The 19,370-nt window shown below is 65.3% G+C and carries 19 protein-coding genes; 16 read left to right on the top strand and 3 right to left on the bottom strand.

Features of this window, described 5'->3' with window-relative positions:
- The first annotated feature begins 59 nt into the window (after nucleotides 1-59).
- The 4 genes from CH286_RS09435 to CH286_RS09420 all read left to right on the top strand — a co-directional run bounded on the left by CH286_RS09435 (nucleotide 60) and on the right by CH286_RS09420 (nucleotide 3,977).
- Entirely contained in the window at nucleotides 60-1,355 is a 1,296-nt protein-coding gene (locus CH286_RS09435; protein ID WP_094609026.1) for an ABC transporter substrate-binding protein, read from the top strand.
- Nucleotides 1,352-2,257, top strand: coding sequence for a carbohydrate ABC transporter permease (locus CH286_RS09430; RefSeq protein WP_094609025.1), 906 nt, complete (start codon nucleotides 1,352-1,354; stop codon nucleotides 2,255-2,257). The genes CH286_RS09435 and CH286_RS09430 overlap by 4 nt, the downstream gene beginning before the upstream one ends.
- Entirely contained in the window at nucleotides 2,254-3,093 is an 840-nt protein-coding gene (locus CH286_RS09425) for a carbohydrate ABC transporter permease (RefSeq protein ID WP_052058565.1), read from the top strand. The genes CH286_RS09430 and CH286_RS09425 overlap by 4 nt, the downstream gene beginning before the upstream one ends.
- A 116-nt stretch (nucleotides 3,094-3,209) precedes the next feature.
- Nucleotides 3,210-3,977: an SDR family NAD(P)-dependent oxidoreductase gene (locus CH286_RS09420; protein ID WP_032380920.1), complete on the top strand. Its 768-nt coding sequence runs from the start codon at nucleotides 3,210-3,212 to the stop codon at nucleotides 3,975-3,977.
- A gap of 36 nt (nucleotides 3,978-4,013) precedes the next feature.
- On the opposite strand, the gene CH286_RS09415 is transcribed toward CH286_RS09420, so the two are convergent.
- Nucleotides 4,014-5,582 carry a TM0106 family RecB-like putative nuclease gene (locus CH286_RS09415; RefSeq protein ID WP_094609113.1) on the bottom strand — a complete coding sequence of 523 codons (1,569 nt, stop codon included), beginning with the start codon at nucleotides 5,580-5,582 and terminating at the stop codon, nucleotides 4,014-4,016.
- Between the two features lie 162 nt (nucleotides 5,583-5,744).
- Here CH286_RS09415 and CH286_RS09410 point away from each other — a divergent pair, with 162 nt between their 5' ends.
- The 9 genes from CH286_RS09410 (at nucleotide 5,745) to CH286_RS09370 (ending at nucleotide 13,477) form a co-directional block, all read left to right on the top strand.
- On the top strand, nucleotides 5,745-6,395 hold the full coding sequence (locus tag CH286_RS09410) for a DUF6474 family protein (RefSeq protein ID WP_094609112.1): 651 nt from the start codon (nucleotides 5,745-5,747) through the stop codon (nucleotides 6,393-6,395).
- Nucleotides 6,396-6,409: 14 nt separating this feature from the next.
- Nucleotides 6,410-6,964 carry a hypothetical protein gene (locus CH286_RS09405; RefSeq protein ID WP_094609024.1) on the top strand — a complete coding sequence of 185 codons (555 nt, stop codon included), beginning with the start codon at nucleotides 6,410-6,412 and terminating at the stop codon, nucleotides 6,962-6,964.
- 47 nt (nucleotides 6,965-7,011) lie between these two features.
- Nucleotides 7,012-7,677: a YcnI family copper-binding membrane protein gene (locus CH286_RS09400; RefSeq protein WP_037152382.1), complete on the top strand. Its 666-nt coding sequence runs from the start codon at nucleotides 7,012-7,014 to the stop codon at nucleotides 7,675-7,677.
- Nucleotides 7,674-8,231: an MprA protease, GlyGly-CTERM protein-sorting domain-containing form gene (mprA, locus tag CH286_RS09395; RefSeq protein WP_080734460.1), complete on the top strand. Its 558-nt coding sequence runs from the start codon at nucleotides 7,674-7,676 to the stop codon at nucleotides 8,229-8,231. The genes CH286_RS09400 and mprA overlap by 4 nt, the downstream gene beginning before the upstream one ends.
- A gap of 16 nt (nucleotides 8,232-8,247) precedes the next feature.
- Entirely contained in the window at nucleotides 8,248-9,192 is a 945-nt protein-coding gene (locus tag CH286_RS09390) for a copper resistance D family protein (protein WP_255182622.1), read from the top strand.
- Between the two features lie 133 nt (nucleotides 9,193-9,325).
- Entirely contained in the window at nucleotides 9,326-10,519 is a 1,194-nt protein-coding gene (locus tag CH286_RS09385) for a DNA cytosine methyltransferase (RefSeq protein WP_255182621.1), read from the top strand.
- Nucleotides 10,503-11,363: a GIY-YIG nuclease family protein gene (locus tag CH286_RS09380; protein WP_141215824.1), complete on the top strand. Its 861-nt coding sequence runs from the start codon at nucleotides 10,503-10,505 to the stop codon at nucleotides 11,361-11,363. Before CH286_RS09385 ends, CH286_RS09380 begins: the two co-directional genes overlap by 17 nt.
- Nucleotides 11,364-11,381: 18 nt before the next feature.
- A complete protein-coding gene (locus CH286_RS09375) occupies nucleotides 11,382-12,290 on the top strand; it encodes a LysR family transcriptional regulator (RefSeq protein WP_032401451.1) in 909 nt (302 codons plus the stop codon).
- A gap of 68 nt (nucleotides 12,291-12,358) precedes the next feature.
- The gene (locus CH286_RS09370; RefSeq protein WP_094609023.1) at nucleotides 12,359-13,477 is read left to right on the top strand and encodes a TDT family transporter; all 1,119 of its coding nucleotides are present in this window, start codon (nucleotides 12,359-12,361) and stop codon (nucleotides 13,475-13,477) included.
- Nucleotides 13,478-13,479: 2 nt separating this feature from the next.
- Here the strand turns inward: CH286_RS09370 and CH286_RS09365 are convergent, their stop codons facing one another.
- Nucleotides 13,480-13,830 carry a VOC family protein gene (locus CH286_RS09365; protein WP_032401481.1) on the bottom strand — a complete coding sequence of 117 codons (351 nt, stop codon included), beginning with the start codon at nucleotides 13,828-13,830 and terminating at the stop codon, nucleotides 13,480-13,482.
- A 61-nt stretch (nucleotides 13,831-13,891) separates the two neighbouring features.
- On the opposite strand from CH286_RS09365, the gene CH286_RS09360 reads away from it, so the two are divergent.
- On the top strand, nucleotides 13,892-15,190 hold the full coding sequence (locus CH286_RS09360) for a plasmid pRiA4b ORF-3 family protein (RefSeq protein ID WP_176458192.1): 1,299 nt from the start codon (nucleotides 13,892-13,894) through the stop codon (nucleotides 15,188-15,190).
- A 30-nt stretch (nucleotides 15,191-15,220) separates the two neighbouring features.
- On the opposite strand, the gene CH286_RS09355 is transcribed toward CH286_RS09360, so the two are convergent.
- Nucleotides 15,221-16,117: a hypothetical protein gene (locus CH286_RS09355; protein ID WP_141215823.1), complete on the bottom strand. Its 897-nt coding sequence runs from the start codon at nucleotides 16,115-16,117 to the stop codon at nucleotides 15,221-15,223.
- Nucleotides 16,118-16,715: 598 nt separating this feature from the next.
- Between CH286_RS09355 and CH286_RS09345 the strand changes: the two genes are divergently transcribed.
- Nucleotides 16,716-17,738, top strand: coding sequence for an ABC transporter substrate-binding protein (locus tag CH286_RS09345; protein WP_032401456.1), 1,023 nt, complete (start codon nucleotides 16,716-16,718; stop codon nucleotides 17,736-17,738).
- The gene (locus tag CH286_RS09340; RefSeq protein WP_255182620.1) at nucleotides 17,731-19,362 is read left to right on the top strand and encodes an ABC transporter permease; all 1,632 of its coding nucleotides are present in this window, start codon (nucleotides 17,731-17,733) and stop codon (nucleotides 19,360-19,362) included. Before CH286_RS09345 ends, CH286_RS09340 begins: the two co-directional genes overlap by 8 nt.
- Nucleotides 19,363-19,370 lie beyond the last annotated feature (8 nt).

Below are 19,370 nucleotides of genomic sequence, written 5' to 3'. Positions count from 1 at the left end.
GTTACCCTGCGGCGGACCAGTAGGTCTGTACAGCCGCTGCCGGTGAATGGAGCCCCGCCATGCCTCTCGATCGTCGATCGTTCCTGATCGGATCCGGTGCCGCCGCCGTGCCGCTGCTGTTGGCGGGGTGCGGCTTCGTCAAGTCCAGCCCGTCGCAGCAGGCCGAGGGCACACTGACGTTCACCACGTGGGGCACCGATGCCGAGTTGGCCGGCTTCCGCGACTCGATCAGCGCATTCGAGGCGGCGAATCCCGGGTCGACGATCACCCTCAACGCGGTGCCGTACGAGCAGATGTTCACCAACATCGACGCCCAGCTGCAGGCGGGCAACCCACCCGACATCTTCCGCGTTCCGTATTACACGTTCGGCGCATACGCCGGCCGAGGCCAACTGCTGGATCTGTCGCCGCTGTTGGCGTCGGACACGCGGGATCAGTTCACGCCGACGGCGTGGGCCGCGGTGCAGAACGGCGGAATCCCCTACGGCCTGCCGCACCACACCGACACCTCGGCAATTCTGGTGAACCGAAACCTGTTGTCGCAGGCAGGTATCGACTCGGTTCCCACAAGTCTGGACGACGCCTGGACGTGGGAAGAGTTGACGTCGATCGGCGATCGACTGCGTTCATCGCTGCCGACCGACAAGTATCCGTGGGCCTACAACTGGCAGGGCAACGGTGTCACTCGCTGGCTGAGTCTGCTGTTCCAGGCCGGTGGGTCTTTCCTGGCCGAGGATCAGAAGACTCCACTGATCGACTCCGACGAGGCGCGCCGGGCCGTCGAATTCTCGTCGTCCTTCTTCTCGAAGGGCTACGTGCCTGCCAACAACACCATCGCGTCGTCGAGTTACGCGAGCGAGGCGTGGTTCTCGCAGTCGGTGGCCATGGTCTGGTCGGGTGCGTTCCAATTGCCCGACGCCGATGCCACGGCCAGCTTCGATTGGACGGCCACCTATGCACCACGAGATCGCCGGGGCGGCGGCGACTTCGGCGGCAACGCACTCGTCGCCACGTCGCAGACCTCGCAGCCCGAGTTGGCGGCGTCGTTCCTCGAGTTCGTCACTCAGCAGGAGCAGATGCGCAACTTCTGCAAGGCCGCCTCCCTGCTGCCCACGCGCACCGACCTGCTCAACTCCGACCTCGAATTCGACATCCGGTCGGAGCTGGCCCCGATCTTCGCGGCGCAAGCGACCACCGTGCAGCCGCAGGATGCAGCTCAGGTGGCCTCGCCGTCGATGTCGGCAATAATCCCGGTGCTGAAGGAGCAACTCGATCTCGCGTTCGCAGGCTCGCAGGACGCCGCTGCCACCGTGTCGGCATTGCAGACCGGAATCGCCGGGGTCACCGGCGCATGACGGCCACACCGAACCTCACACCCAAGCGGGCAGGTGCGCGCAAAGAAGCGTTCGCGGCCGCCGGATTCCTGGCCCCCAGCTATGCACTGTTGGCCGTGTTCGTCCTCGTTCCTCTCGTCGCCGCGTTCGTGGTCAGCCTGCAGCAGACGGACGGATTCGGTGCCGGGAAGTTCGTCGGAGCGGCCAATTACGCACGCCTGGTGGAGGATCCGCTGTTCTGGCGAGCGCTGATCAATACGCTGGTGTTCACCGCGTTGGTCACTCCGCTGTCGATGCTGTTCGGTCTGATCGCTGCGGTACTGCTCAATTCCGCGTTACCTGCGCGGCCGTTGTGGCGCTCACTGGTGATCCTGCCGATGGCCGTCTCGGGCGTGGCGACCGGACTGATCGGCATTCTGGTGTTCGACCAGAACTCGGGCGTGCTCAACAATCTGATCGGTTTCCTCGGGCTGCCCGCTATCGATTGGCAGTCCTCGCCCGGACCGGCTTTCGCGTCGATCGTCATCGCCACGGTGTGGTGGCGCACCGGGCTGAACATGCTGATCTACCTGGCCGGCCTCCAAGGCCTCGGTCCCGATCTGTACGAGGCGGCCAGGCTCGACGGCGCGAACGCATTTCAACGCTTCCGCAACGTGACGGTGCCGCTGCTGGGGCCGACGTCGTTCTTCCTACTGGTGCTCAACGTCATCTACTCGTTCCAGGTTTTCGATCTCGTCTTCGTCCTCACCGGCGGTGGACCGGGTGGGGCGACGTCGGTGCTGGTCACGTACGCCTACGAGACGGGCTTCGTCACCCGCGATCAGGGTTACGCCGCGTCGATCGGCATGGTGCTGTTCCTGTTCGCCCTCACCTTCGCCGCCGCACAGTGGCGCGCGAGCCGAACGAAGGATCTGGTCGAATGAGCGGGCCGAGGAACGCGTCCGCTCGCCGGGCAATGGTGCTGCGCACCGTGATCATCGCCGTCATCGGTCTGATCACCGTGGCACCGCTGTATTGGATGCTCGCCGTGGCATTCTCGACTCGCGGCGAGCTGCTGGGCGGGGGCGAGCTACGGTTGTGGCCACGCCAGGTGACGTGGGAGAACGTCACCCGCGTGTTCGATTCGTTCCCGGTCGCGACGTGGCTCGGCAACTCGATCGCCATTGCCGTCGTGGTCACGATCATCACCGTGGTCACGAGCCTGCTCGCAGGATATGCGTTCGCGCACTTGAATTTCCGATTCTCCACACCGTTGTTCTTCATCGCGCTGGCCACCTTGGTGCTGCCGGTGCAGGTGATCATGGTGGCGCTGTTCCGCATCGTCGTCGGGCTCGGCCTGTACGGCACGTACTGGGCGGTGATCCTGCCGAGTTCGGCGTCGGCCTTCGGCCTGTTCCTCGCGCGCCAGTTCATGCTCGGCATTCCGCGCGAGCTGCTCGAAGCGGCGCGTCTCGACGGTGCGGGGCACTGGCAGATCTTCCGGCGCGTCGTGCTGCCCCTGTCGGGTCCCTTGATCGCCGTACTCGCCTTCATGAGCCTGCTGCAGTCGTGGAACGACTTCGCGTGGCCGCTGATCGCCCTGCGGGAGAACGAGCTGTTCACGCTGCCGATCGGCCTGCTGTACCTGCAGGGCCAGGCGAACAGCGATTACGGTGCCACGATGGCATTCGCGCTGATCAACGTCGTACCGATGGCGCTGCTGTTCCTGTTCTTCCAGAAGTACTTCATCGCCGGATTCGCGCGCAGCGGGATCAAGTAGGTCCCCTTCAGGGCGCCTGAGGGTGGGTGAGGTGCCCCGCCGGTTATGGTGCAAGCGACTACGAGGTCGCAGCCTGTGCCGTGGCCCGCCACCGTGAGCGAAGGGGATCGTACGACGTGGAGATTTCAGGAACAGCAGCACTTGTCACCGGTGGGGCGTCCGGCCTCGGAGCCGCAACGGCCGCTCGTCTGGCCGCCGCGGGAGTGACCGTATTCGGCCTCGACCTGCCGCAGTCCATCGAGCGCGCCGGAGACAGCGTCCCGGCCGGGGTGACTCTGCTGCCCGCGGACGTCACCAGCGAGGCCGAGGTCGAGGCCGCACTGGACACCATCGTCGAATCCGGTGTGCCCCTGCGCATCGTCGTCAACTGCGCGGGCGTGGGCTGGGCGGGTCGCATCCTGTCCAAGAAGGGACCGCACGATCTCGAGCTGTTCCGCACCGTCATCACCATCAACCTGCTCGGTACGTTCAACGTGATGCGGCTGGCCGCGAACCGGATGCAGTCGCAGTCGACCGTGGACGACGCAGGCCAGCGCGGCGTGGTCATCAACACCGCATCGGTGGCCGCATTCGAGGGTCAGATCGGCCAGATCGCCTACACCGCCTCCAAGGGCGGCGTGCACGCGATGACCATCACCGCGGCCCGCGACCTGGCCCAGGTCGGCATCCGCGTCAACACCATCGCCCCCGGCATCGTCGACACTCCGATGCTCGCCGGCGTCACCGAGGAATACCGTCAGGGCCTCGAGGCGTCGGTGCCGTTCCCCTCTCGCCTGGCTCAGCCCAGCGAGTACGCCCAGCTCGTCCAGATGATCGCCGAGCACGACTACCTCAACGGAGAGACCATCCGTATGGACGGCGCTATCCGCATGGCTCCGCGCTAGACAGCCGTCGCGTGACCCCGCTTCTCCGAGGCGGGGTCACGCACGAGCGCGTAGGTCCGCCACGGTCGGGATCTCCTTCTCGGCGCGGTCGGTCATCCACTCGCGCAACACTTTTGTTGCCAGCACGTCGTCCTCGTTGTAGACGAGCAGCCGCTCTCGCTGGGTATGGTCGGGGTCCGCGTCGTAGCCGACGGCCTCGCGGTACCAGCCCATCGACGCCTCCCCACCGGCCTCGTCGTCGCGCCATGCGAAACCGGCCACCGGGGCAATCTTCTTGAGCCCCTTGCCGTTCGGGCAGATGAACTGATCACTGACGGCCTGGTAGACGTCCACCCACTGCTCGCTGTCGATGAACTCGCGAATCTGCGCCTCGGTGGGAACCCCGGGGACGTCGGCGAATCGACGAGCGGAATCGAGCAACCACTTGTCCTCGGCCTGACGCGAATAGCAGTACGCCGCAAAAGTTTTGCCGCGGGCGGCCGCGTCGGCCCTGACCTCCATCAACCAGTTCCAGAACACCGCGAACGAGCGCCCCTCGTCGACGGTCGGCAGCGGATCCCACGTGACGAAACCCCGGTATATCGGCGGCGGCCCACCCGCCTCGGTGAGCAACGTGCCCCACAGGTAGGCGCCGTGTTCCTGGTAGCTCTCCATATCGACGTCCACCTCGACGTCGGCGCGGTGCACCGAGACGGTCTCGGAGCGCCGGAGCAGAGGGACGTCGGCTCGCCAGGCCAGCGCCGCGGACACCGCGTCGTCGAAGTTTCCGAACGGCCACTCCTCGGGAGCCGGACCGGTCCACTGCGCCAACTCGTCGATGGTGCGCACACCCGCAGCGCGGAGCACGTCCGCCCGAGAACCCGACGCGACGAGTGAGACGTCACGAACGGCTTCGAGCTGCGGCTTGCAGTCGAACCACCACGCACACGAACGACATTCACTCACCTGCGAGGGAACGGTGAACGCGCTGCCACGGGCCACGGCGAGCCGGTCTGCGAAGCGCGTGTCGTATTCGCCGAGCACCGTCGTCAGATCGTGGACCAGCATGCAGTCGCCGCGATAGCCCACCGCGCCGCCGACGGGCGAGGACGCTTCCAGTCCCTCGTGCACCAGCATGCGGTAGAGGTGGGCGAGCCGAAGCTGGTCACGCAACTGACTGCGCACCTTCAGGGTCTCGTCGACGGCCGGGGACCAGTGCGTCAGCGAGGTCGTTCGAGCGCCGCGCCCCGGATCGGTGACCTTGTGGTTGACGACGATCACCGGGATGTACCCGCCCGCCGCGTCGCGCACGAGAAGTTCGCTACGTCCACGCCGACCGGTGTCGCGCTCGAGAGGCAGCACCGCGTTCCAGATTCGCTCGACTCCGGCCCGGCAGGCCGCGACAGTGGCCTCGGCCGCGGCACGGGCCGTCGGCTCGTCGATTTCGGTCCACTCCATCGGATCTGCCACGGCCAGCTGCATACGGATGTTCTCGCGGTGCGCCTGCGCTGCTTCCCGGCGCTGGCGGACGCCGGGATTCTCGGGTTCACCGCGCAGCAACGATCCGTAGGCGGTATCGAGATAGAGCCGATGACGGCAGCGCGTCAACGATCCGGCGTCGAGCAGCACGGGAGATGACAGCTCGAGAGATGACACCGAGGCACCTCGTTGACCGTTCACACTCCAAGACACTAGGTCAGCCCTCCGACAGCCATCACAGATCAGCGCCCGATAGGCTGTGTGGAACGCACCGTTTCCGCCGAGCAGTACATGTCAGGAGCCTTGTCGATGGGTTTGTTCCGTAAGCGTAAGGGTCGTGCCACTCGCAAGGCAGAGGCCAAGGCTCTCAAGCACAAGGCCACTCTGGAAGCGAAGCTCGGCGCGAAGAACGAGCGCAAGCAGTTGAAGTCGATCGCCAAGGCGCAGAGCAAGCTCAGCGCGGTGGAGGCGAAGTCGCAGAAGAATGTCGAGAAGGCGCAGGTGTCGGCTCTGCGGGCGCAGCAGAAGGCTGCCGCTCAGGGCACGCTCAACGTGGCGCAGATCCGTAAGTACCTCGGCATCGCTCGGCTGTTGCTTCCGGTGCTCGCTCCGATCGCCTACCGCGCGGCCACCGTCGTCCGGGGGCAGCTGGACAGCCGCAAGGCGCAGCAGATGGGTATCGCGACGGATCAGCTCAGCGAGTACACCGGCCACGGCGGCAAGCTCAGTGCCCGCATCGCCGGGGCCGAGAAGTCGCTGAGCACCATCGGTGCGCGTCATTCCGATCCCGAGACCAAGAGTTTCGGTGCCGCGATCAGCGAGCGCCTGGACGATCTGACGACCGCTGTGCGTGCATCCGAGCAGATGCCGCCCGCTCGTCGCAAGACCGCCCACGCGGCCATCTCCGCGGAGCTCGACGGCATCGAAGCCGATCTGCTGGCCCGCCTCGGCGTGCGCTGACCTCTGAACAACCGATGACCGACGCCTCCGCCGCACCACTGCGCGGCGGAGCTGTCGGTAGCGTCACCGCGGCGCTCGCAGTGGCCGCGCACGGCATGGCCGGCGGCGGTTGGCCCGACGGAGCCGCTCTGACTCTGCTTGTCGTCGTCAGCATCGGCGTCGGGGCCATGACGGCAGTACCGAGACGGTCGACGGTACTGCTCCCGGCCTTGATGGTCGGCCAACTTCTCGCCCACATCGCGCTGAGCCTGAGCGACATGTCGGGCATGCTGCACAGCCACTCGTTACTCCCCAGCACAGCGATGATTGCCTTCCACGCGGCCGCGTCCGTGGTCGCCGCGCTGTTGATCGCCGCCGCCGAACGCCTCTACGGACCGATCACATCCATCGTCCGCGCCGTTCTCGCGCTCCTCACTCCCCTGCCCGACGGTTCCGCCGTCGGTCGCGTCCGATTCTCCGTTGCGTTGCCGTCGATACACGGCACCGCGCTGGACTGGGCCATTTCTCGTCGCGGGCCCCCGATGTCGATCTACTCGTTCCGCGGGCTCCACTCGCGGTCGTCGTACTGACCGACATCCCATTCCGCACTTCTCCACACAGAAATGACCCAATACCCATGAAGAGCTCTCTTTCCCGTGCCCTGTTCGTTTCCGGGGCCACCGTCGGCGCGTTGCTGATCGGCGCAGGCGCGGCATCGGCACACGTCGTCGTCTCTGCTCCCGACGCCGAGCAGGGCGGCTACTCGGTGCTGACGTTCCGTGTTCCCACCGAGTCCGACACCGCCGCGACCAGTTCGGTCAAGGTCACCCTGCCTGGCCTCAATTCTGCTCGTACGCAGCCCATTCCGGGCTGGACGTCCACCGTCGAGAAGGACTCGGCCGATCTCGCGGTGTCGGTGACGTGGACGGCGAACCCCGGTGCCGAGGTCGGCCCGGGCCAGTTCCAGCAGTTCTTGCTGTCGGCGGGCCCGCTGCCCGAGGAGGAGACCGTCTCCTTCCCCGCCACGCAGACCTACACCGACGGTGAGGTCGTCGAGTGGAACGAGCCCATGGCACAGGACGGCAGCGAGCCCGAACTGCCCGCTCCCACTCTGACTCTCGCCGCGGCCAGCGGCGAGGCGCACGGTGGCATGCAGTCGGCAACCACCGAGACCGCCGAGGCATCGTCGGAGGCGTCGACTTCCGACAACACCGCTCGCTGGCTCGCCGGCGTCGGACTGGTGCTCGGAGCCGTCGGCGCAGGCCTCGGCATCGGCGCAACGATCCGGGCCCGGCGCTCGTGAGGGCGCTGGCCTTTTCTGCGAAGGCACTGGTTTTTACTGCGAAAGCACTGGTCGTAGCGCTGCTGACGTTGCTGATCGCCGCCCCCATCGCGTCGGCGCACTCGCAGGTCACCGGATACAGCCCAGCCGACGGCTCCTCTCTCGACGCGTCTCCGGCCACGGCCTCGGTGACGTTCAACGAGGTACCGCAGTCGCAGTTCGCCACGCTCAACGTCGTCGGACCCGACGGCAACATCTGGTCGAAGGGCGACGCCCGCATCGAGGGCCAGAGCGTCGTCGTCGATGTCGGCGAGCTGGGACCGACCGGCGATTACACCCTCGCCTATCGCATCACCTCGGCCGACGGTCATCCGGTGAGCGGCACTGCGACGTTCACGCTGACTCAGGAGGGTTCGGGAACGCCCGGGGCACCGGCCGACGCGTCGGGCACCTCGGACGAGTCCGAGGGCGGGTTCCTCGGCGGCTACGGGCACATCGTGTTGATCGTGGTTGCGGTTCTGGCCTTCGCAGGGGCACTGGGATTCGCCCTGCGTAAGCCGAAGACCAAGAAGTAGGACCGGCGTGGCTGCGGTGAGCGAGAGAAGCGTTCGGCTCGTGCTCGCCGCCGCAGCCGCGTCGTTGCTGGGGGTGGCGGCCGCCTTCGTACTCGCGTACCCCACCTTCCCCGGCGGGTCGTCGTGGCTGCGGGTGGTTGCGGTGGCCTCGGGTTCGGTGGTGTTGGGGTTCGGCGTTCTCGCTGTCATGGACGGCAATTCCGATTCCGGACGCCCCGCCGTCGACCCGCTGGTGATGTGGCGAGCGATCGGATTCCTGTCGGGGCTGTGGGCGGTTGCCGAGTTCGTTCTGCTCATCGCGGCCGCTGCCGATTCTGCTGGTCGCACTCCGTTGACGTTGTCGCCGAGCGCATTCACCTCGTTCGCGACCGAGATCTCGGTTGGTCGACTGGGGACGGCAACGGTACTTCTTGCGCTTGCCCTGTGCGCCATCGGAGTGGCCGGCTATCGACGCGAGGCAGACTGGTCTCCGATTCCGGTGATCGTGTTGGCGTCCCTCGCCCTTGTCGCGCGCCCGATCACCGGCCACATGTCACAGTTTGCGTTCGGCTCCATTGCCGTTGCGGTGCATGTGTTGTTCGCATCGGTGTGGGTCGGCGTTCTCGGTGCGATGGCGCTGAGTCTGCGGAGCAAGTCCGCCTGGGCGACGCTGCTGCCGGTCTACTCCAGGATCGCCTTCTGGTGCGTACTCGCCGTCGCCGGCACCGGCGTGCTGGACGCGGTCCTCAAGCTGGACAACATCGCCGCAGCGGTCGAGACCGGTTACGGCCGAATCGTTCTCGCCAAGGTCCTGATCACCGTGATCCTCGTCGCGGTGGCCAACCGAATTCGCCGGACGTGGTTGCCCAGCGCCGCCGCGCACCGATCTACCGTGGAGTACTCGCTGGGCCGCTCAGCCTCGCACGTGTGTCTACTGGCGGTGGCGTTCGGCCTGGCGGCGGCGCTGGCAACCACGGCATGAGGCAGGAGCGGAGCCTTGCGGAATGACCGAATAGGCGGGAGTGGAGCCTGCGGAAGGTCCGAATAGGCAGGAGTGGAGCCTGCGGAATGACCGGACAGGTCAGTCTGTCGGGGGTCTGTACTAGCCTGGGTGCATGCCGAAGTTGACAGTGGTGCCGGGTGGTTCTTCGGCGTCTTCGGTCGACGGTATCCCCACGGTCGCGGAGTTCTTCGCCGGCATCGGTCTCGTCCGAATGGGCTTGGAGCAGGCCGGTTTCGAGGTGCGCTGGGCCAACGACATCGAGCGTGACAAGCACCAGATGTATCGCCAGCACTTCGGTGACGATGCGGGCCATTTTCAGCTCGGCGATGTCGCTGCCACTCGCGGTCACGATCTGCCCGAAGGCTTGTCGTTGGCGTGGGCATCGTTTCCGTGCACCGATCTGTCGCTGGCCGGTGGCCGGGCCGGTCTCGCGGGCAAGAACTCGTCGACCTTCCGGCATTTCACCCGGGTGCTGGGTGAACTCGGTGCCGCACGCCCGGAGGTGGTCGCGCTCGAGAATGTCGTCGGCCTGGCCACCAGTCACGGCGGAGACGATCTGGCCGCAGCGGTCCGGGAGCTCAACGAACTGGGTTACTCGGTGGATGTGTTGACCATCGATGCTCGACGCTTCGTCCCGCAGTCGCGTCCGCGCCTGTTCTTGATCGGTGCGCAGAATCCCCCCGAGGATGCCCGCGATCCCAACAGCGAGCTACGACCCGATTGGCTCCAGGCGGTGTACGGCGATTCGACGTTGCTGACGCATCGAGCACCGCTACCGAGTCCACCCATTCCGTTGACCAGCGGTCTCGGTGACGTGGTCGAGCGTATGGACTACCGAGACTCGCGGTGGTGGGATGCAGCCCGTACCGCGGCGTTCGTGCAGTCCTTGTCGCCGATTCAGTTGCAGCGCATCGAGATTCTGAAGAAGGCCCGCAAGGTCAGCTACCGCACCGCCTACCGTCGCACTCGTAACGGCGTCGCGGTGTGGGAGGCTCGACCCGACGACATCTCCGGGTGCCTCCGTACCGCCCGCGGCGGTTCGTCGAAGCAGGCCGTCGTCAAGATTGGGAACGGCCGCTTGCAGGTGCGTTGGATGACGCCGGTGGAGTACGCCCGGCTGATGGGTGCCGGTGGCTACACGCTCGATGGTCTGCGAAACAATCAGGCGCTCTTCGGTTTCGGCGACGCAGTGTGTGTTCCCGTGGTCGCGTGGCTCGCCGAGCACTACCTGATGCCGCTCGTCACCGGATCTCTCGTCAATTCGACGGCCCTGAATTCTGCTGCGGCACATGTCCAGTCACGGTAAGTCCTCACTGCGGGCGTCGGCCGTCGCGCCGCGAAAGAGCACCCTGCCGGCGGACGACGTGCAGTCCTTTCGCACAGCGCTACGAGAAGTGCTGAGCGAAAAGGACGATCAGGGGCGAGTGTGGTCGGCAGCCAAGTGGGGTGTGTACGCGTTCTACGATTACGACGGCGAACCGATCTATGTGGGACAGACCAAAGAGAAGCTCAGTGTCCGAGTGCAACGACATCTGACCAACCAGCGAACCGATGCCGTCGCGATGCGGGTGCTCGACGTGTTCGAGGTCGCGGAGATCGAGATCTGGCCACTGTGGCAGTACGAGGACCTCAAGAAGTCCGATGGCGCAGCGCACTTCCGGGCTGCCGAGCGCGATCTCAATGCCCACGAGTACACGGCCTACCTCGAGGCCATCGACAAATCGCGACACAAAGCAATCCTCAACGAGAAGATCCCGCCGGTCTCGCAGCCCATCGCGCTGCCCGCATCGCTGCGCCGGTCGTTGATCTCCGAACAGACGCGTCGCGAGCGCGGGCACCCCGACATCCGTATCGCGCGCCGCGCCGAGACAATCTCACGCTTGGCCGCCGTCACTCGTGAACGGGGAGAGGTGTCCGAGGGCCTGCGACGCGTCCTCGTCGTGCAGGCGGTGCGGCTGGCGTACCTGTCGGCCGAGCGACTCGCCTTCGTCGAGGGGCATCCGATCCCCGATCCCGCAGCTATCGACGTCACCGCGCTGGTGGGCTCGGTGCTGCACGAGCGTAGCGACCCTGACGACTCCGAGGACACAGTAGAGATAGAGGGCAGCACCGAACCCGACGGCGAGCTGGACCTGTTCAGCGAATACTGACGAAAGTAGGCTCGCCCTGTGCCGCTTCCCCCGCACGTTGCCGATCTCACCAGCATCGATCTGTTGCTGTCGGTGGCCGAGCTCGGCAGTATCGGGCGAGCGGGTCGAGCTCACGGCATGTCGCAGCCGGCGGCAAGTTCCCGTATCCGTGCGCTGGAGCGTCGTGTCGGCGCGCCCTTACTGAAACGAGGCGCACGCGGAACGGTGCTGACCGAGTTCGGCGAGCTCGTCGCAAGTTGGGCCGCACCGGTCGTCCGGTCGGCAGAAGACTTGGCGACGGCGATCGCCGCGCTGCATGCCGAACGCATCGGCCACGTGCAGATCGCCGCGAGTCAGACTGTCGCAGAGTATCTTCTGCCACGCTGGCTGGTCACGCTGCATGCGCATCTCCCGCACATCGTGCCGACGCTGAGTTCGGGCAACTCCACGGTGGTCGCCGAGAAGGTGCTGGCAGGTAGCGCAGACATCGGTTTCATCGAAAGCCCTGGATTGCCTGCAGGTCTCGACCATCGGACCATGGCCACCGACGAATTGGTGCTCGTGGTCCCGCCAGGACACGCTTGGGTCAGCACCTCGCCCACCGCCTCTGAAATCGTCGCCACGGCACTCGTCACGCGAGAGACGGGCTCGGGCACGCGCTCGGCCTACGAAAATGCCTTGGCCGCAGCGGGACTCGGGGAACCAACGGCTCCGCTCCTCGAGGTCTCCTCGACGACGGCTATCAAATCGGCTGTCGGCGCAGGAATCGGCGGAGCCGTTCTGAGCTCACTGGCCGTCGCCCCCGAGCTGGCCGCCGGAACCCTGATCCAGGTGCCGATCCCAGGGCTGACTCTGCGTCGTGAGTTGAGGGCCATCTGGCCGTCCGGTCGTATCCCGACCGGTCCGGCCGCAGAGTTGCTGGCTGTGGCGGCGAAGACACAGCCATAACCCCACGTTATGACCGGTGAACAAACCGGCGCCTACCGAGCGGGCACGGCGCCGCGCAGGCTGAAGACATGACCGTGACCGTCCCCGCCCCGATCTCGACCGAGACCGATTCGCACCGCCGGACCTTCGAGCACATCACCCCCAACTGGTTCGCCGCGGTGATGGGGACCGGCATCGTCGCAACCGCAGCCGCAACGTTGCCCGTGCAGTTCCCGGCTCTGCACATTTTCGCGGTCGCCGTCTGGGTCTGTGCCACTGCGGCGCTAGTCGTCATCGGCACAGCCTTCGCGCTGCACTGGATCGGGCATCGCGACCGGGCCGTCGAGTACGCACGACATCCGGTGATGGTGCAGTTCTACGGAGCCCCGCCCATGGCACTACTGACCGTCGGTGCAGGTGCCAGTCTCCTCGGAGCCGATGTGCTCGGCCCCTCGGCGTCGACCGCAGTGTTCGCCATCCTGTGGATCACGGGAACGCTCGCGGGCCTGTTCACCAGCGTCGCCGTTCCGTATCGAATGATCACCACGTCCGATCACCGCAACGTCGCCGCCCTGCCGGCCTGGCTGATGCCCGTCGTCCCGCCGATGGTGTCGGCGTCGACCGGGGCGTTGCTGCTTCCGCACCTGCCCGAAGGCCAGTGGCGGCTGGCTCTGTTGTGCGCCTGCTACGCGATGTTCGGGCTGTCGCTGATCGTCGGGATGATCACGCTGACGCTGATCTACGGACGTCTGGTGCACGGCGGTCTACCGCCCGTCGACGCGGCTCCCACCGTGTGGATCACGCTGGGACTGATCGGTCAATCGATTACTGCGGCAAACCTACTCGGCACCGATGCATCGATGGTGTTCACCGGTTCACAGGCGTCGATCGCCGTCGGACTACACGTGTTCGGCATCGGCTACGGGCTGATCATGGGCGGCTTCGGCACGCTGATGTTCGCGCTCGCCGCCGCTCTCACCGTGTACGCGGCGCGCAGAAGCATGGGATTCTCGCTGACGTGGTGGTCGTTCACGTTTCCCATCGGCACCTGTGTCACCGGAGCGACTGCCCTGGGTAGTGCCCTCGATTTAGGTCTCGTTCACGCCCTCGCCGTTGTGCTGTATGCGGCACTGCTCGCAGCCTGGATCATCGTCGCCACCCGCACCGTTCGAGGTGTTCTACGAGGAACTCTGTTGCACCCCAACTGATCTCACATGTGGGCGAGCACGTTCACCACATTGCCGCTCGCATCGCGGAAGAAGAATCGGCGTACGCCCCACTCCTCGTTGGTGATCTCGTAGACGATTTCGAGGTCCGCGTCGACTGCGGCTCTATAGGCCGAGTCCACGTCGTCCACCTCGATCGACGCCGACGGGTTCACCGGTCCGGTGGGGTCGGTGGTGATCAGACTCAGTTGCGCCGAGCTGTCGCCGGCCGGAGCAAGCGTCGCGATCCAACCGTGGTTCATCACAACCTCCATACCCGTGACCTGTACATACGCATCCAGCGTCGCATCGAGATCGGTGACCGTGAGCAGGGGCATCGCGCGCACAACGTCCATGTTTGGACTGTATCGCTCCGAAAGCGTCCCCGCGGGGACGTTCTCGACGAGCATCTCGCACATGGGGGACGATGTTTCGATGCTGACGATCAAGGTGACTCTGGCCGACATCGAACCAGCGGTGTGGCGGCAGTTCACCATCAATTCCGACGCCACACTGCCCGAGCTACACGACGTCATCCAAGACGTCATGGGCTGGGAAGACCGACACCTGCACATGTTCTTCGTCGGCGACGATCCCTATCGAACCAGTCGACGCTACGAGATGAAGTCCGCGCTCGAGGAGTGGGACTACGGCACCGGGACGCTCGAGGACGGCGTTCGAGTGGACGAAGTCCTCGGTGCCGTCGGGGATCGTCTCGGGTACGAGTACGACTTCGGTGACGGATGGACACACCACCTGGTCGTCGAGGAAATATCGACCGTTGCCGGTACTGCAGCCTGCCTCGACGGCGACCGCGCCTGCCCACCCGAGGACTGCGGTGGCACGTCGGGCTACGACGAACTGCTGAAGGTTCTCGCTGATACCGATCATCCTGAGCACAACCACATGAAGCAGTGGGCGGGCAGCTTCGAGGCGCGCTTCGCGGTGGCCGACGCGAACAACAGAATCGCGTTGCGGCGCGCCGTGACGGATTTGGCCGGCCGCGTACAGGAGCGGCTACCCAAACTCGGCTCGCTTCTCGAACGCGGGTCCCTCGAGTATCACCCCGATCTGCCCGATGTCCTCGCACGCGTCGATTTCGATGTGGCACAGGTGGACCTCGCAGCGGCGGCATCGGCAATGGATAAGCTGACGTGGATGCTGGCGCGGGTGGGTGCAGACGGAATCACGCTGACTGCTGCGGGCTATCTCCCGCCCAAAGACGTTGCTGCGATGCGTGTAGAGCTCGAGTGGGGTGCCGAATGGTTCGGAAACTCCAACCGCGAGGTGGACCATCAGCAGGTGCACTGGCTTCGGGCTGCTGTGACGCAACTCGGACTGGTTCGCGTGCTGAAAGGACGGCTACTTCGCACCCGTTTGGGCAACACCCTGGCCACCGACCCAGTCCGCCTGTGGTCGCACGCCGCGGCTCGGATGCCCTTTGGCCGCGAGCAGTACGAGAAGGATGCGGGCGCGCTACTCCTGGTGTCGGTTGCAGGGAGTTGCTCTGCGACCGAACGCAATTTGCTGATCCTTCGAAGCCTCGAGACCATCGGATGGCGAATCCCCGAAAGCGAAAGACGCTACGCCCAGTACCTCGCTCGACCGACCTTGGACTTCCTCACTTTGATCGGCGCTGTGCCGTCGACTTGGGGTCGCGACGGGGCCGTATCGGATTGGGGACGCACTTTTGCCGTACACGCACTCGGCTCGTGAACCAGAATGTGCTACCGACCGCTCATCAAGTCATGCTGCACGCCCTTTGCGCCGCAGACGATCTCGATCGAGCGCCTCGAGCAGCAGGGGTGCCAGAGGGTCAGGTACGCAGAACTTGTCGTTCACCTTGACGAGCAATCCGAGGTCGAACATCGACATGAACCGGAGTGTCGCGACGGTCTGAATTACTTTACTGTCGGACATCGTTCCCAGAACGACACCGTCGGATTCCCCTACCGGATCACCGACGAGGCTGCGCACGAGCACGGTGGTCGCCAACGCCGAGCCTGCCACGAGCTCGGACTGCACGGAATCATCGCCGGAGTCGTACACAGGCGTCAAGCAGGATGCGTACGCCTCGACCACGGCGGCGCGAGTTCGGTCCGCACTCGGAGACACCACCCAAGCACAGGCTTCGGGTCCGAGGGTATAAATCTGGCCCGCGTTCTCGAGGACACCGACCCTACGGGCGGTATCCAACACCGATCGATAGTTCACCATCGCCATGAAGTCAGGTTGTGTAGCGATACTGTCGAAACCAGGAATCCCAAGCGTAGCTACGATCTCGGCCGAGTCGTCCCAGTAGTCGATTCGGGCCGATGGCGCGCGGCGCTCAGTCGCAGCCCACGTTGCCAAACGTTGCAGGAGTGAGACCACTATCGGTGTACTCAGTGGGCTCGAGCGCCCCGGCGATATCGGAGAACTGGGCACCGGCGCGAATGCAGACGAGGACCCGATCTCTCTCGCGATCTCTTCGTTCTGAGATGGCGACAGCTGTTCGGCGACGACGAACTTGCCGAAAAGATCGATGGCGCGGCGAATCTCGTCGCGCTCCCACGGCGACCGTTCATACTCATCGAGGTCGAAGTACTCGTGATCTTCGAGACAGAACATGTCGATCGGAAAATCTGCGCCGTACACGCTCACGTTCCGCTCGCGGACCGACCGATCGACTGTCATTGCGGTCGCAAAAGCCGTCAACTGATCTGCGACCAAGGCATTCTCGACCAGCCAATCGGAGAAGTGAAGAAGGGCGCTCGGCCAAAAAAGAGGTTCCCTTTCACGCTGAGCCTGACTGTAGGCCTCGCGACTGGTCTTTCTGCTACGCGATCTGCGGTTGCTCATGATGTCCCCCCGGATGTGTGTGGTCGAGAGAGTAGGCGAGGGGTACGACAAGCGAGCGGACGCCGGCGAGTCGCTGCTGATTACGGTCGCAGGACGACCGAGCACCTTGTTGGGTCCGGCAGACCGATGACAATGGAACAACTTCGTCGACGTAGCCGACGTCTCGACTCGGAACACGACCCGGCCCTTGCGGGCGATCTGATCCACGGTGCTCGGCCGATGACCCGAAAGTCGAGGATCTTCGAGGCATCGAAGAACTGGTCCAGATCGGCACCCCCTGAAACCATCGATTCGTTCACCCCGACGACATGTGCGGTTCCCACAACACACGTCAGCGCGTCGGTTACGGTCGGAAGCATGAGCAGCTTCCGTGCTCGATATTTCTCAGGAGAAGTCTGAAGTGAACATCGTTTCTCGCGTCGCCGCCAGTGGAATCCTCGGTCTCGCAGCTGCTCTCACCCTTGCGTCATGCTCCGAGCCTGCGGCCCCCGAGGCCGGCGGAGACGGTGCGAGCGGCACCCTCACGGTGTACACCTCGGAGCCGCAGGCCAAGATCGATGCGCTCAACGCCGAGTTCACCGCCGAGAATCCTGGCATCGACGTGCAGGTGTTCCGTGCAGGAACCGGCGATCTCAACGCGCGCATCGCCTCCGAACGGCAGACCGGTTCCATCGGTGCCGATGTTCTGCTCGCCGCAGACGCTCCGACCTTCGAGAAGTACAAGGCCGACGACTTGCTGCTGCAGTACACCCCGGCCGACGTCGATGCGCTCGATCCCGACGTCGTCGATCCCGACGGCTACTACGTGGGCACCCGCATCATTCCGACGGTCATCGCGTACAACACCGGGGCCGTCTCGCAGCCTCCGACGTCGTGGAAAGAACTGGCCGATCCGCGGTACAAGGGCCAGATCACGCTGCCCAATCCCGACGTGTCCGGCGCGGCAGCGTTCAACACCGCGGTGTGGCTCGGCCAGGAAGACCTCGGGCTTCCGTGGCTCACCGACCTCGTTGCCAACGAGCCCGTGGTCGCCGAGAGCAACGGCCCCGTCGCTCAGGCGGTTGCGGCAGGCACCCAGCCGGTCGGGATAGTCGTCGACTACCTGGTGCGCGAACTGGCCGAGAAGGGCTCGCCCATCGCCGCTTCGTATCCGACCGATGGCGTCCCGTACATCTCCGAGCCCGCCGGAATCTTCAAGGACTCGGCCAATCAGGAGGCCGCACAGAAGTACGTGGACTTCCTGGTCAGCAAGCGCGGTCAGGAGATCGCCGTCGAGCAGCAGTACCTGCCGGTCCGGTCCGATGTCGGCACGCCCGAGGGCGCGCCTGCTCTCGACGACATCGCACTGCTGAACCCGGACCTCGACACCATCACCGCCTCGCAGCCCGATGCCGTCGCTACGTTCAACGATCTTCTTGGCTGACCGCGTCACCTGGGTACGCGCCTGCCTGTGGCTGGCCGTCCTGGCTCTGATCGGCGCACCGCTGGCCGCCGTGGTCTCGATCGGACTCGGTGGCAACCACATTCAGGAGCTGCTCGACGGAGGAATCGCCTCGGCTGCGGCCAACAGTGTCGTATCTGCAGGTCTGTCGGCGGCAGCGGCGGTGGCGATCGCGACGATCATGGCCCTCGTTCTCGATCGCACCGATCTGCCCGGTCGCTCGGTACTACGTCTGATTCTGCTCAGCCCGTTGCTGATTCCGCCGTTCGTCGGCGCGATCGCGTGGACGGGACTGCTGGGCCCGAGCGGAATGATCAACTCGTTCTGGAACGAGACGTTCGGCGGCGGACCGCTGTGGAACATCTACGGCGGTGACGGCGTGATCTTCCTGCTGACCGTGCACTCGTATCCGCTTGCGTACCTGATCATCTCGGCAGCACTGCGACGAGTACCGGGCGATCTGGAACAGGCGGCTCGCATTGCCGGAGCATCACCGTTCCGGGCCATGCGCGACGTGACGCTGCCACTGCTGCGCCCGGCCCTGCTGGCATCACTGACGTTGACGGCCGTATCCAATCTTGCGGATTTCGGCATTCCGGCCCTGATCGGATTGCCCGAGCGCTACGTCACGCTCTCGACCATGGTGTACCGATACATCCAGTCGGGTACCGTCGGTCGACCGCTCGAAGTGGTCTCGACCATCGGCATCGGACTCCTCGCACTCGCCGTGGTCGCAGTCGCGATCGATCGCATTCTCGGCCGCCGGTCGATTCAGTTGGACGGCGCAGTCACGGCCCCACAGTTACTTCCGCTGGGTTGCAGTCGAATTCTGGCAGGCGTCGCTGCATGGATCCTTGGGCTGGCCCTGACGGTACTGCCGATCCTGGCGCTGGCAACTCAGGCATTGTTGCCGGCCCCCGGCGTACCGCTCACCTGGGGAAACCTCACGCTACAGAGTATCGAAAGTGCCGTCACCGCACCGGGAACCCTGGTGGGCATTCAGAATTCGGTGACGCTGGCCCTCGCGGCGGCTCTCGTCTGCGGATTCCTCGGCTTGGCCATCGGCGTGCTCACCACCCGCACCCGATCCCGCGACAACGTCGGCCTCGACCTGGCTGCCATGCTGCCGCAGGCAATTCCCGGCCTGGTCATCGCCGTCGGTTGGTTGATCATCGGACGCTACACCGGACTGTTCGACACCAAGTGGGTCATCCTGTGCGCCTACGTCATGGCGTTCCTCGCGATCGTCGTCCAAGCCGTCCGTGCGCCACTGAGTTCCACGCCGACGGCCCTCGAAGAAGTCGCGAGATCCTCCGGCGCATCACATCTTCGGTCGCTCTGGGACGTGCCGTGGAAGATGGCGATCCCCGCCGCAGTCACCGGAGCGGTGCTCGTAGCCCTCACTGCAGTGCGCGAGCTGACCATGTCGGTGCTCCTCGTCGCTCCGGGCACACAGACCCTCGGCGTATCCATATTCAACCTGCAGCAGGCCGGCGACTACAACGCCGCCTCTGCCCTGTCCCTACTCGTCGCGCTCGTCGGATTCGCTGGTCTGGGCCTGGTCGCCTCCACCCGAGCCGGACGCCCGCAAATCCGACGCCGATAAGAAGGAAC

The sequence above is a fragment of the Rhodococcus sp. WWJCD1 genome, from assembly GCF_002258735.1.
In the GTDB taxonomy this organism is placed as follows: Bacteria; Actinomycetota; Actinomycetes; order Mycobacteriales; family Mycobacteriaceae; genus Rhodococcoides.
The sequence above is the reverse complement of the archived record's forward strand: the minus strand, read 5'-3'. Positions and strand labels throughout refer to the sequence as shown.

Excerpts from the sequence above, each read along its gene's own strand:
- CH286_RS09435 (WP_094609026.1), top strand. The coding sequence starts at position 60 with ATGCCTCTCGATCGTCGATCGTTCCTGATCGGATCCGGTGCCGCCGCC.
- CH286_RS09430 (WP_094609025.1), top strand. The coding sequence starts at position 1,352 with ATGACGGCCACACCGAACCTCACACCCAAGCGGGCAGGTGCGCGCAAA.
- CH286_RS09425 (WP_052058565.1), top strand. The coding sequence starts at position 2,254 with ATGAGCGGGCCGAGGAACGCGTCCGCTCGCCGGGCAATGGTGCTGCGC.
- CH286_RS09410 (WP_094609112.1), top strand. The coding sequence starts at position 5,745 with ATGGGTTTGTTCCGTAAGCGTAAGGGTCGTGCCACTCGCAAGGCAGAG.
- CH286_RS09405 (WP_094609024.1), top strand. The coding sequence starts at position 6,410 with ATGACCGACGCCTCCGCCGCACCACTGCGCGGCGGAGCTGTCGGTAGC.
- CH286_RS09400 (WP_037152382.1), top strand. The coding sequence starts at position 7,012 with ATGAAGAGCTCTCTTTCCCGTGCCCTGTTCGTTTCCGGGGCCACCGTC.
- CH286_RS09385 (WP_255182621.1), top strand. The coding sequence starts at position 9,326 with ATGCCGAAGTTGACAGTGGTGCCGGGTGGTTCTTCGGCGTCTTCGGTC.
- CH286_RS09380 (WP_141215824.1), top strand. The coding sequence starts at position 10,503 with ATGTCCAGTCACGGTAAGTCCTCACTGCGGGCGTCGGCCGTCGCGCCG.
- CH286_RS09370 (WP_094609023.1), top strand. The coding sequence starts at position 12,359 with ATGACCGTGACCGTCCCCGCCCCGATCTCGACCGAGACCGATTCGCAC.
- CH286_RS09365 (WP_032401481.1), bottom strand. The coding sequence starts at position 13,830 with ATGGACGTTGTGCGCGCGATGCCCCTGCTCACGGTCACCGATCTCGAT.
- CH286_RS09360 (WP_176458192.1), top strand. The coding sequence starts at position 13,892 with ATGGGGGACGATGTTTCGATGCTGACGATCAAGGTGACTCTGGCCGAC.